This is a genomic window from Planomonospora corallina, assembly GCF_042650625.1.
Lineage (GTDB): Bacteria > Actinomycetota > Actinomycetes > Streptosporangiales > Streptosporangiaceae > Planomonospora_B > Planomonospora_B corallina.
In genome coordinates, this window is the sequence record NZ_JBHSBM010000040.1 from 336,895 (window position 1) to 348,640 (window position 11,746).

Here is an 11,746-nt window from a genome sequence, read left to right on the forward strand (position 1 = left end):
TCTCGCCGGCGGTGTCCAGCCGGCGGTCACTGCGCCGGGCTCCCGTCGCCGCTGATCCGGCGCAGGGCGGTCCCGAGGTCCGTGTGGATCTCGAACGCCCTGCGCAGACCGGTGATGGACAGCACGCGCGCCAGGACACCCTGCACTCCGCTGAGCATCAGCCGGACGCCCTGGGCCTCGCTGCGCTGCAGTGCGGTGACGAGCTCGCCCAGGCCGACGGAGTCGCAGAAGGCCACCCGGGACAGGTCCACCACCAGGACCGTCACTCCGCTCCGGCCCCAGACGCCGTCCAGGTGTTCGCGCAGGAGCGGGGCGGAACGGTAGTCGAGCTCCCCGGAGACGTGGACGACGACCGTGTCGCCGTGGTCCCCGTGATCCCCACGGTCCCCGTGCGTCCCGGAGGAGAGGGCGAACGCCGAACCGCGGTCGGGCTCGAACAACATGGTCGGCTCCTCACACCCGCGGGTTCAGGGCGGGTCGCCCCTTTTTCTATCAGGAGCGGGCGCGCCGCACGGTGAGGAGGTCGCGGCGGGGCGTGGCCGCGTCGGCGGCCCGGTCCCGCGCCGGGGCGCCGGACCGGGTGGTTACGGAGAAGTTGCTCATATGTGATTGATAATCCCGCGATAAGAGCAATGATGAACATCATCTGTCATGTCGGATCACTCAACCGGTATAGACCAGTTGACCGTTCGGAGGGCTGGCGTTGTGAAACCGATACCGACCGGTATAGACCGGAGGATCATCGCCACCTAACGTGGTCCGCATCACCAAGGCACGGGTTCCGTCCGGCCGTGCGCCCGGGCGGTCCCAAGTCCAGCACGAGTACCGAGCCGGGGTGTTCCCTCGGCATCCCCCCAACTGGTACGGACCAGTCCGGACCGATGACGACCAAGGTGGTAAGCACGTGAGCAAGAGGTTCGTTGGCACGGTCACGCTCGGCCTGGCCGCCGCGCTGGTGATGACCGCCTGCGGGTCCACCGACTCCGCCTCCGGAGGGGACGGCGGAGACGGCGGCGCGGTGACGCTGAAGATGGTCGCCGCCGACTACGGCGACGGCCCCACCGCCGACAACAGCGGCGAGAAGTTCTGGAAGGGCGTCGTCGACGAGTTCCAGGCGGCCAACCCCGGGATCAAGGTCGACGTCCAGGTCATCAACTGGAACGACATCGACAAGCAGGTCGCCACCATGGTGCAGAACGGCCAGGTGCCCGACATCCTGCAGACCGGCGACTACTCCGGCTTCGTCGCGGACGGCCTGCTCTACAAGCGCGACGAGGTCCTCTCGCCGCAGACCTCCGCCGACCTGCTGGAGAAGTTCGCCGAGTTCGGCGAGGTCGACGGCACGGCCTACGGCATCCCGTTCGTCTCCTCGGCCCGCGCCCTGTTCTACAACAAGGACCTGTTCGACAAGGCCGGCGTCGCCGAGGCGCCCAAGACGTGGGACGAGCTGAAGGCCGCGGCCGAGAAGCTGAAGGCCGCCGGGGTCTCCCAGCCGTTCGGCCTCCCGCTGGGCAACGAGGAGGCGCAGGCCGAGTCGTTCCTGTGGTTCATGGGCAACGGCGGCGGCTACAAGGACGCCTCCGGCAACTGGGCGGTCGACTCCCCGGCCAACGTCGAGGCCTTCGGCTACCTCAAGGATCTGGTCTCCGCGGGCCTGACCACCCCCAACCCCGGGACCAAGAACCGCAAGGACGTCTGGGCCGACTTCGCCGCGGGCAAGGTGGGCATGGTCAACGGCGGCCCCATGTCGATCCCGATCTTCGAGAAGGGCGGCCTGAAGAACTTCGGCGTCGCCCCCATCCCGGGCAAGAACGGGCCGCTCGACACCACGCTCGGCGTCCAGGACTGGATCATGGCCTTCAACAAGAACGGCCGCAAGGAGGAGATCAGGAAGTTCTTCGACTTCTTCTACGGCGGCACCGCGGCGCAGAAGATCAGCGACACCTACAAGCTGCTCCCGGTGACCAAGTCCGGCATCGGGAAGCTCTCCTCGGACGAGAAGCTCAAGCCGTTCCTGGACGCGCTGCCCAACGCGACCTTCTACCCCTTCCAGGACCCGAAGTGGTCCGAGGTGAACACCCAGATCAAGCAGACCATCGGCGGCGCGATCGACGGTGACCCCAAGACGGTCCTGGGGGCGATCCAGAAGACCGCCACGGCGAACTAGCCCCGACCGGCCCGCCGGTGACCGGGACCGGCGGGCGCGCGACCCGCGCCCGCCGGCCCCGTCACCTCCTCGAAAGCAGGACGTATGCAGCAGACATTCGCCCGGGGCAGGGGGATGCGCGCACTGGCCCCGCTGGCCTGGATCGGCCCGGCCGTGGCGCTGATCGGCGTCGTGGTCGTCTGGCCGGTCGTGGTGATGGTCCAGTCGTCGTTCCTGAAGATCAGCCGCTTCGGCGTGGTCCAGGGATCGAACGGCCTCGACAACTACACCAAGTTGTTCGCCGAGCCCGACTTCGGCGGGATCATGGCCCGGAGCCTGCTCTGGGTGGTCGCGGTGGTGGCCATCACGGTGGTGCTCTCCCTGGGCCTGGCCCAGCTGTTCGACCAGCGCTTCCCCGGCCGCCGCCTCGCCCGCTGGGCGCTGATCGCGCCGTGGGCGGCCTCGGTGCTGATGACCGCGATCATCTTCAAGTGGATGCTCGACCCCGAGGTGGGCCTGATCAACATGATCCGCCACCGCCTCGGACTGCTGGACGCGCTCGGCGGGGCCGACGCCGACCCGCTGGGCAGCGCCGCGACCGCGATGCCGTGGCTGATCTTCGTCGCGGTCTTCGTCTCCGTCCCGTTCACCACCTACGCGCTGCTGGCGGGACTGTCGGCGATCCCCTCCGACGTCTACGAGGCCGCCAAGATGGACGGGGCCTCCAGGCTCCGCACCTACTGGTCGATCACGCTGCCGCTGCTGAGGCCTGCCCTGGTCGTGGCGACGCTCATCAACGTGATGAACGTCTTCAACAGCTTCCCGATCATCTGGGCCATGACCCACGGCCAGCCCGGCTACTCCACGGCCACCTCGACCATCTTCATGTACATCCTCAAGGGCTCCGACATCGGCGAGTCGGCGGCCATGTCCGTCGTCAACTTCGCGATGGTGATCGTCCTGACGATCGTCTTCCTCAAGGTCAGCAAGTGGAGGACGGAGACCCCATGACCGAACGGAGCGAGGTCGTCAACCCCATGACCGTGACCGAGAGCGCCCCCGCCCCGCCGGCCCGGCGTCCGGCGGCGGCCGGGACCCCCGCGGCGGCGCGCCGCCTCCCGTCGCTCAGGACCGTGGTCGTCGCGGCGGCCGCCTATCTCGTCGCCTTCGTCTTCCTCTTCCCGTACCTGGTGATGATCCTGACCGCGCTCCGCCCGCAGGAGGAGCTGCGCGAGACGACGTTCCTGCCGTCGGCGTTCGCGTGGTCGAACTTCACGAACTTCTGGACCGGCGGGCTGGCGCAGAACCTGGGCGTCACCCTGCAGGTGGCGGCCGGGTCCACCGTCCTGGTGCTGCTGGTGGCGCTGCCCGCGGCGTACTACACGGCCCGGCACGACTTCCGGGGGCGGACGGCGTTCCTGGTCCTGGTGCTGATCACCCAGATGTTCCAGCCCACCGCCATGCTGGTCGGCATCTACCGGGAGTTCCACCAGTTCGGCCTGGTCGACTCGGTCTGGTCGCTGATCCTCGTCAACGGCGGCTTCAACCTGGCGTTCGCGGTGTGGATCCTCAACGCCTACTTCGCCTCCATCCCGCGCGAACTGGAGGAGGCGGCGTTCATCGACGGCAACGGCCGCTTCGGCGCGCTCTTCCGGGTCACGCTCCCGCTGGCGATGCCCGGCGTGGTGACCGCGCTGATCTTCACCTTCATCGCGGCCTGGAACGAGTTCGTCGTCGCCCTGACGCTGACCACGACCCCGGCCGAGCAGCCGCTGACGGTGGCGCTGAACTCCTTCATCGGCCAGTACCAGGTCGACTGGCAGAACCTGTTCGCCGGCTCGGTGATCGCCACCATTCCGGTGATCATCCTGTTCGCGCTCATCGAGCGGAAGGTCGTCGGCGGTCTGACGGCGGGTTCGATCAAGTAACCGGTAGGGTTCGTCCCGATCTTGCGAAGGGCGGTCGGGATGGGGCGGTCACGCCGGTTCGGAGCCCGGACGGTCATCTGCGCGGTCGCGGCGGCCATGGTTCTCGCGGCCGCCGCGGCGCTGTTCGCCGTCTCCGGGACCGGAGGCGCGGTGGCGGTCTTCGGCGGGGCTCCTGGAGACGGCGGCCGGGACGCCGCCGTGGACGGCCACGGGACCGAGGAGGGGTGCACGCGCTGGACCGTCGCCGGGCAGCGCTTCGCGGAGACCCGATTCGCGGACCGGGAGCGGGCCTTCCTCTGCCTGGCGGCCGCGGAGCCCGGGACGCCGCCGCTGTTCGGCACGGCGCGGAAGGACGAGGTGCTCGCCCACGGCAGGAGGCTGTGCGGGGTGATGCACCTGCGGACCGAGGACCCGCGGGTCGCGGCGGAGCTGGCGCGGACCGGTGACGGCCCCTACTGGACCGAGGGGATGCTCGACGCGCTGGTCTACCTCTGCCCCGACCTGGTCGCCCGGCACGGTCCCGACCGGCTGCGCCCCGAGGCCGAGCTGCTGCGCCAGGAGAAGGAGTACGAGGACCGGGTCGCCGCGCGCTGCCCGGACCGGTGGCGCGGCCCGCGCCCGCGCAGCCGCGTCACCGCCGCGGCCTTCACCGGGGAGGGTGGCGAGTTCACGGTCGGCGACGCCGGCGGGTACTGGGGGCGGGAGGTCCCCTCCGTCGGCAGCCTGGTCGAGGTCTACGAGAAACTGGTGCGGGTGCGGACCTTCGACCTGAACGACGTCGTCTGCGTGACGACGATGGACTTCGCGAAGGCACCGCCGCTCCTGCCCCGGAGCTGGGAGCGGATCGTCGAGACCGGCCTGCGCAGCGACGGCGACCGGATCGAGGTCGTCGGCTCCGAGGGCGGCGCCGGGACGGCCAACCTGGGAGCGGCCGGGCCGGGCCACTACCGGATCAGGATCTACGCCCGCGACCTCCCCGGCCGCGGGCTGGAGGACCTGGAGGTGCCCGGGAGCGAGTACCTCGTGATCGCCTTCCCCGGCCGGCTGAGGGGGACGATCACCCACCGTCCCTGACCCCGGTGCTCCGGGCTCACCGCTGCCGGGAAATGTTAGGTAGGAAAAATCCAGAATCAGTTACGCATATTGCCGCATGGGTGATTCTGGACCGGTACATTCCGGATGTGATCCGGGCCGGAAAGGCGGGAGGGCGATGATCGGCCCTTCTCCGCCGTCCGGGCCCCGCCGTCCGGGCCTCCGGCGTACGGCACCGCGCGTCAGGCCGCCGCGGGGCCGCCGGTCCCGGACACCAGCGACCTGACGGAGGTGGGAGTGGCCACGGAGCACGGGGCGACGGTTACCGCGGGGGACATCGCGAGACTCGCGGGGGTCGGCCGGGCCGCGGTGAGCAACTGGCGCCGCCGGTTCGGCGACTTCCCCGGGCCGGTCGGCGGCACCGCCTCCAGCCCGCTGTTCTCCCTGGCCGAGGTGGAGTCCTGGCTGCGCGCCCAGGGCAAGCTCCAGAGCCTGCCCGAGGACGAGCTGCTCTGGCAGCGGGTCCGCAACTCGGCCGACGACCTGCGGCTGCTCTCCCTCGTCAGCCGGCTGGCGGCGGCCGTCGCGCACCGCAGGCTCGCCGAGCTGCTGGAGGCCGACGACTCCGAGGTCGCCGACGCGCTGCCCGACCTGGTGGTGGACGACCGGGACGTCCCGCTGATCCGCGCCACCGCCGCGCTCGCCGAGGCCCGCGGCCCCGAGGAGACCGTGGAGTTCCTCTACACCCGCTACACCGAGGCCCACTCGCGCCGCGTGCAGGTCATCCCCGAGGAGGTCGCCCGGCTCATGGCGGAGCTCGTCGAGCCCCGGACGGGCGCGGTGTTCGACCCGGCGTGCGGCCACGGAGGGCTGCTGATCGCGGCCGGGGGCGAACCGGGCGCGCTCCGGGCGGTGGGCCAGGAGCGCGACGGCGACGCGGCCCGGCTCGCGAGCGCCCGGCTGGCGGTGCGCGGCATCGACGCCGACGTCCGGCAGGGCGACGCCCTGACCGGGGACGCCTTCCCGTGCCTGCAGGCCGACGCCGTGCTGTGCAGCCCGCCGTTCAGCGAGCGCGGCTGGGGGTACGAGGAGCTGGCGGGCGACCCGCGCTGGCAGTACGGCCTGCCGCCGCGGGGGGAGTCGGAGCTGGCCTGGGTCCAGCACTGCCTGGCCCACGCCAGGCCCGGCGGGCAGGTGGTCGTCCTCATGCCGCCCGCCGCCGCGAACCGCAGGTCGGGCCGGAGGATCCGCTCCCAGCTCATCCGGACGGGCGCGCTGCGCGCGGTGGTGGCCCTGCCGCCCGGCTCCGCCCCCCAGTCGGCGATGCCGCCCCACCTGTGGCTGCTGCGCAGGCCGGACCTCGGCGACCGGATCCCCTCGCACGTGCTGATGGTCGACGCCACCGACTCGAGGGAGGCCGTGCTGCCGGCCTGGCACGCCTTCAGGGAGGACCCGGGGCGGGAGGCGGCGGGCGGCGGGCGCGCCGTACCCGTCATCGACCTGCTCGACGACGACGTCGACCTCACCCCGGGGCGCTATCTGCTCCGCACGGCCGCCGCCCCCGGAGTCGCGGGCCGGACCGCGGACGAGCTGCTCGCCGCGGTCACCGAGCTGACCCGCCTGCTCCCCTCGGTCGCCGACTCCCCCCAGGGCCCGCTGCCCGCGGTCTCCCTGGCCGAGCTCGCCCGGACGGGGGCGCTGCGGATCACGCAGACGCCGGGCGGCCGGGCGGAGCCGGAGGAGGGCGACACGGCGCTGCTGACCGCCGAGGACGTGGTCCTGGGACGGCCGGCCACGGGGACCGGGACCGGCGGGCCGGACGCGGTGGTCGCCCGGCCCGGGGACGTCGTCGTCCCGGTCGCGGGCCGGACGCCGGCCGCCGCGGTGGTCGAGGAGGAGAGCGTGCTCGGCCCCAACCTGCTGCTCATCCGGCCCGACCCGGACCTCTTCGACCCCCACTTCGTCGCGGGGTTCCTGCGGGCCGCGGCCGGACAGGCCTCCGGGACGGCCTCGGCGATCTCCCGCACGGACGCGCGCCGCGCGCGGCTGCCCAGGCTGCCCCTCGCCGAGCAGCGCCGCTACGGCCAGGTCTTCCGCGAGCTCGAGCTCTTCGCCGGGGCGCTCCGCCGCGCCGGGGAGACGGGCGAGCTGCTGCGCAGGATCGTCCTCGACGGCCTGATGAGCGGGGACCTGCGGCCCGAGCCCCGCCCGTGATGCGCCCGGGGAGGACGCCTAGCATGACCGGTGTGATCATCGAAGAGCGCACCCTGGCCGATGAAGGACTGTCCGCCCTGGTCGAGGCGGCCTTCGCGGAACTGGTCGCCAAGTACGGTCCCGAGGGCCGCTCCGGAGTGCACCCGGAGGCGCGCTTCCTGGTCGCGGTGGCCGGTGGCCGGGCCGTCGGCTGCGGCGCCGTGCAGCCGGTGGACGCCTCCACCGGGGAGATCAAGCGGATGTACGTCGCCCCCGGCCACCGCAGGCGCGGCGTCGCCCGCGCGCTGCTGGCCGCGCTGGAGGAACTGGCCCGCGCGCAGGGCCGCTCGGCGCTCCGCCTGGCCACCGGCCACCTCCAGCCGGAGGCCGTGGAACTCTACCGGAGCTGCGGCTACGCGCCGATCCCGCCCTACGGCAAGTACGTCGGCGTGCCCACCACCTTCTGCCTCGGCAAGACCCTGTAGGCCGCCCGGCTCCGGCCTCCGGCGCCCTCCCGCGCCGGGGCCGGCGCGGGTCAGGAGTCCCCGGCCGGTCCGGCGGGGGAGGTGTAGCGCTCCTCGATGAGCTCGCGCACCCGCCGCCGGGCGTCGTCGACGGAGTCGCCGGGGTCCCGTTCGATCGCGGCCACCTCCGCGGCCAGCTCCTCGTCCTTGACCTGCTCGGCCAGCCACCGGGAGTAGTCGCCCTGGTGGAGGTGGTGCAGCCAGGTCTCCTCGTCGACCCCGTCCGACATGCGGCAGAACATGACGAGGTTCTCGGCGCGCAGGTTCAGCGCCCCGTGCGGGCCCCGGAAGTAGAAGCTCTTGGCCTCCCCGACGTCGCCGGCCGCGTACTTGCGGCGGTGGCGCTGGCGCTCCTCCGCCGGCGGCGTCAGCTCCAGGCGGACCGGCTCGCCGCCGAGCCGCCAGAGCAGCAGCTCCCCCGTGGGCAGGTCGGGGTAATCCCCGTCCGGGAGGGTCTGGCCGGTGACGCGGGCGAAGGAGCCGAGGGCGTCCGCGGGCTCCTCGCCCACCACGGCGAGCGCGTTCAGGGTCCGCAGGACCGGTTCGCTGACCGCCGTGGGATGGACGGTGACCATCAGCAGCGACCCCATGTCCCGCAGCAGGTCCACCGAGTCCAGCCCGAACCCCTCGGGCATCATGTGGTGGGCCTCGTCGACCACCAGCCAGTGCGGGTGGCCGTGCCGGGAGCGCAGCGCCGACAGGCGGGGCAGGAACGCCTCGAAGAACCCCGGCCGGTCGTCGAGGGAGACGCCCAGCAGGTTGACCACCACGCTCTGCCGGACGTCCTTGAGCACCTGGAGGATCTCCTCCTCGGTGGGCGCGCGCCGGGCGTCGCCGAGCACGATCGCGTCCTTGATCCCGTCGGTGTAGTCGCCCTCCGGGTCGATCAGGCAGTACTGGTATCCCGCCTCGCTGACCCGCTCCAGCAGGGCCCCGGTGACGGTGGACTTGCCGCTGTGCGAGGGGCCGGTGACCAGCAGGCGCAGGCCGTACGGGGGGAGGCGGACCTCGCCGTCGGCGCCGTCCGGGCCGGTGCCCAGCAGGACGTGGTGCCGCTCCGGGTCGGCCCCGGCCAGGTCGTCCTCGATCATCCGGTCGATCAGCTCGCCCACCCCGGCGCCGCGGTCCTGACCGGTCACCAGGTCGCAGTGCTCCTTGACCGCGGGGAGCGCGTTGGCGACGGCCGCCGCGCACTCGCAGGACACCAGGAACGCGTGGTCGTTCTCGGCGTCGCCGATCCCCACCGTGCTGCGGGCCGAGACGCCGAGCTCCGCCAGGGCCGCGGCCAGCCCGCTGGCCTTGTTGACCCCCGAGGGCAGGGCCATGACCGCGCCCTTGTTGAAGACGACCTGCATCTCCAGGCCGAGGTCGCGGATGGCGTGCAGGACGGTGTCGCCGTGCGGCTCCCGGGTGGCCACGATCACCGAGCCGACGCTGAGCGGGTCCACGCCCCGCTCGCGCAGGCGCTCGGCGAACCGCTCGGGCGGCGGCTCCGCCAGCGGGGTGCAGGTCTGGTCCTCGGGCCGGTACAGCACCGCCCCGTTCTCGGCGACGACCCGCTCGAACAGGTCCAGCCGGTCGAAGACCCGCTTGAGGTCCTCCAGTTCCCGCCCGGTGACGAGGATCAGCCGCCGCCCGGAGCGCACCAGGCGCTCGAGCGCCTCCAGGGTCTCGCCGGTGACGCGGCCGCCCGTGGCGAGGGTCTCGTCGTAGTCGCTGGCCAGAGCGTGATAGCGCATGCCGGACGCTTACCCCCGCCCCGGCGGGGATACCGTCCGGAGCAGGTGAATTCCTCGGCGGAGGACGTGGACGCCTCCGGGCGGGACCGGCGGGTCAGGCAGGTGCGGGCGCCCGGCGGTTCGGGACCCGCTCCAGCCAGGTCAGGCACCGCCACAGCCACTCCATCGGGCCGTACCGGTATCTGGCCAGCCACCAGCGGCTGAAGGCGACCTGCGCGGCCAGCACGGCCACGGACAGCACCGCCACCGACAGCCGGGTCGGATCGGCGACCAGCAGCGGGAGCGTGCCCAGGATGGCCACCGTGCTGAGCAGGTAGTTCGTCAGCGCCATCCGGCCGAGCGGGGTCAGGGCCCGCATCAGCGCCGCGCGCAGGCGGGTGCGCAGGAGCAGCAGCAGCCCGGTGCCGTAGGCCGCCGAGCAGGCCAGCCCGCTCGCGGTGTACGCGCCCCGGAAGAACAGGGCGCTGCCGGTGGAGGAGGCGATCCACAGGTAGACGAGCCCCGCGGCCAGCACCGAGCTGAGCAGGAAGGCGGGCGCCAGCAGGCGCTCGGAGAGCGGGAACTCCATCGCGGCCATCCCCAGCAGGAAGAGCCCGCCGACCAGGGCCCCGCCGCCGCCGTGGCCGACCCCCCAGACGGTCGCGCCGATCCCGGCCACGAGCACGACCAGGTCCGGCAGGAACGACGCGGGCAGCAGCACCATCGCGCCGAACCCCGCGTACGGCAGGAGCACCTCGTCGGGGTTCACGATGCGGTGCGCGGCGCCGAGGCAGGCCAGCACCGCGAGCCTGCGCAGCAGGACCAGCCGGGGGTGCTCCGACCGGTCCCCGGCGGAGCGGAGGAAGAGCACGAGGCTCATCCCGAACAGGAACGAGAAGATCGGGAAGAACTTGGCCTGGAACAGGCTGTCGACGACCCAGTCGACGGTGTTGCGCGCGGGGTGCTCCAGGCGGTCGCACGTGTGCTGCCAGGTGTTGACCACCATGATCCCGCACAGGGCGAAGCCGCGGAGCGCGTCCAGTTCGTGAAGCCTGCCGGGCGCCGATACGCCCCGCGTGCCTGCCCTGCGCAGGAGGGTGTTACGGAGTGCAATCACGCGGTCACCGTATAGCCGATCTCCGTCGCGGCCGCTACAAGCGCGCCGCTCCTTGCCGGAGTCTCTGCCTGGTCTCTGCCCGCCGGGACACGGCCCTGTGGGAACCCCGGACGACGCGGGGGGGTCAGCGCCGCCCGGGGAAGGGCCAGGGGTTGGGCCGGCAGCCGTACAGGGACTTGGTCTGCTGGAGCATGACCGGCGCGCGCCTGCCCCGGCCGGGGCAGGACACGTGTCCGTGCCCGAGACCGTGCCCGACCTCGTGGCTGATCACGTACTCCCGGTAGGAGGCGACGTCGCGCCCGTACCCCGGCACGCCCTGGTTCCAGCGCACCGCGTTGATCACCGCCCGCCCGCCGTTCCAGCAGGACAGCCTGCCCATGGTGCGCAGCGGCAGGCAGCGCCGGTCCGTCAGGGCGGGGCTGGACAGCGAGACGCGGATGCGCGCGGGGCCGCGCGGCACCCGCTTGAAGCGGTACCCCCAGCCGCGGGGGTCGTTGAGGATGCGGTGCACCTCGGCGGCGAACTCCTCCGGGTCGAACGGCAGCCCTTTCTCGACCTCGACCACGTAGCGGACGACCTTGCCCTTCCCCCGGGGCGGCGCGGCGGTGCCGGGCACGACCGTGTAGCGGCCGCTCGCCGAGCGCGGCACCCGGACCTTCGCCGGCTGCCGCCGGCCGTTCGCGAGCAGGTGCGCGCGCCCGGTCCCGGGCTCCGGCGGAGGGGTGGGCGTGACCATCGTGGGGAGCGGCTGAGGCGTCCCGGACGCGGGGGCCGGGGACGCCTGGGAGGGCGTGGCGCTCGGGGCCGTCACCGCGGGACGGGGCGGCGGGGAGGCCGCCGGCTCCGGCAGGGGAACCGGGGACGCGGGCGCGGCGACGGGCGTGGCCGGGGCGGCGCTCCGGTCCGCGACCGCGCTGCCGCCGGCCAGGAGCATGGCCAGGCAACCGGCGGCGAGCAGCCGGAGAAGGGGCCTGCGCGCATCATTATCTACGTTCCCGGGCATAGGCCATAAACCCTATTGCCACACGGGCATAATCCGTCACTCAGGACACATCTATGCAGATCGACACGATGTCCGTCGGCGGGGG

General features: G+C 72.7%; 10 protein-coding genes. 6 read left to right on the forward strand and 4 right to left on the reverse strand.

Annotation, left to right across the window (positions count from 1 at the left end):
• Positions 1 to 26: 26 nt before the first annotated feature.
• A complete protein-coding gene (locus ACFOWE_RS28335; protein WP_377293133.1) occupies positions 27 to 443 on the reverse strand; it encodes an STAS domain-containing protein in 417 nt (138 codons plus the stop codon).
• 461 nt (positions 444 to 904) lie between these two features.
• On the opposite strand from ACFOWE_RS28335, the gene ACFOWE_RS28340 reads away from it, so the two are divergent.
• The 6 genes from ACFOWE_RS28340 (at position 905) to ACFOWE_RS28365 (ending at position 7,784) form a co-directional block, all read left to right on the forward strand.
• Entirely contained in the window at positions 905 to 2,167 is a 1,263-nt protein-coding gene (locus ACFOWE_RS28340; RefSeq protein WP_377293135.1) for an extracellular solute-binding protein, read from the forward strand.
• Between the two features lie 84 nt (positions 2,168 to 2,251).
• Complete coding sequence (locus tag ACFOWE_RS28345; RefSeq protein ID WP_377293137.1) at positions 2,252 to 3,157, forward strand: carbohydrate ABC transporter permease; 906 nt, start codon at positions 2,252 to 2,254, stop codon at positions 3,155 to 3,157.
• Positions 3,154 to 4,074, forward strand: a complete 921-nt coding sequence (locus ACFOWE_RS28350) for a carbohydrate ABC transporter permease (RefSeq protein ID WP_377293139.1) — start codon at positions 3,154 to 3,156, stop codon at positions 4,072 to 4,074. The genes ACFOWE_RS28345 and ACFOWE_RS28350 overlap by 4 nt, the downstream gene beginning before the upstream one ends.
• Before the next feature lie 39 nt (positions 4,075 to 4,113).
• Positions 4,114 to 5,148, forward strand: a complete 1,035-nt coding sequence (locus ACFOWE_RS28355; protein ID WP_377293141.1) for a hypothetical protein — start codon at positions 4,114 to 4,116, stop codon at positions 5,146 to 5,148.
• 255 nt (positions 5,149 to 5,403) lie between these two features.
• Positions 5,404 to 7,320: an N-6 DNA methylase gene (locus tag ACFOWE_RS28360; RefSeq protein ID WP_377293143.1), complete on the forward strand. Its 1,917-nt coding sequence runs from the start codon at positions 5,404 to 5,406 to the stop codon at positions 7,318 to 7,320.
• A 32-nt stretch (positions 7,321 to 7,352) separates the two neighbouring features.
• Positions 7,353 to 7,784 carry a GNAT family N-acetyltransferase gene (locus tag ACFOWE_RS28365; protein WP_377293145.1) on the forward strand — a complete coding sequence of 144 codons (432 nt, stop codon included), beginning with the start codon at positions 7,353 to 7,355 and terminating at the stop codon, positions 7,782 to 7,784.
• A gap of 50 nt (positions 7,785 to 7,834) precedes the next feature.
• On the opposite strand, the gene ACFOWE_RS28370 is transcribed toward ACFOWE_RS28365, so the two are convergent.
• The 3 genes from ACFOWE_RS28370 to ACFOWE_RS28380 all read right to left on the reverse strand — a co-directional run bounded on the left by ACFOWE_RS28370 (position 7,835) and on the right by ACFOWE_RS28380 (position 11,661).
• Positions 7,835 to 9,562: an HAD-IIB family hydrolase gene (locus ACFOWE_RS28370; protein ID WP_377293147.1), complete on the reverse strand. Its 1,728-nt coding sequence runs from the start codon at positions 9,560 to 9,562 to the stop codon at positions 7,835 to 7,837.
• A 94-nt stretch (positions 9,563 to 9,656) separates the two neighbouring features.
• A complete protein-coding gene (locus ACFOWE_RS28375; protein WP_377293149.1) occupies positions 9,657 to 10,658 on the reverse strand; it encodes a DUF418 domain-containing protein in 1,002 nt (333 codons plus the stop codon).
• Between the two features lie 124 nt (positions 10,659 to 10,782).
• Positions 10,783 to 11,661 carry a DUF3152 domain-containing protein gene (locus ACFOWE_RS28380; RefSeq protein ID WP_377293151.1) on the reverse strand — a complete coding sequence of 293 codons (879 nt, stop codon included), beginning with the start codon at positions 11,659 to 11,661 and terminating at the stop codon, positions 10,783 to 10,785.
• Between the last annotated feature and the right edge of the window lie 85 nt (positions 11,662 to 11,746).

What these genes read in the sequence shown, in the direction of transcription:
- ACFOWE_RS28335 (WP_377293133.1), bottom strand. Translation starts at nt 443, where the DNA reads ATGTTGTTCGAGCCCGACCGCGGTTCGGCGTTCGCCCTCTCCTCCGGG.
- ACFOWE_RS28345 (WP_377293137.1), top strand. Translation starts at nt 2,252, where the DNA reads ATGCAGCAGACATTCGCCCGGGGCAGGGGGATGCGCGCACTGGCCCCG.
- ACFOWE_RS28350 (WP_377293139.1), top strand. Translation starts at nt 3,154, where the DNA reads ATGACCGAACGGAGCGAGGTCGTCAACCCCATGACCGTGACCGAGAGC.
- ACFOWE_RS28355 (WP_377293141.1), top strand. Translation starts at nt 4,114, where the DNA reads ATGGGGCGGTCACGCCGGTTCGGAGCCCGGACGGTCATCTGCGCGGTC.
- ACFOWE_RS28370 (WP_377293147.1), bottom strand. Translation starts at nt 9,562, where the DNA reads ATGCGCTATCACGCTCTGGCCAGCGACTACGACGAGACCCTCGCCACG.
- ACFOWE_RS28380 (WP_377293151.1), bottom strand. Translation starts at nt 11,661, where the DNA reads ATGCCCGGGAACGTAGATAATGATGCGCGCAGGCCCCTTCTCCGGCTG.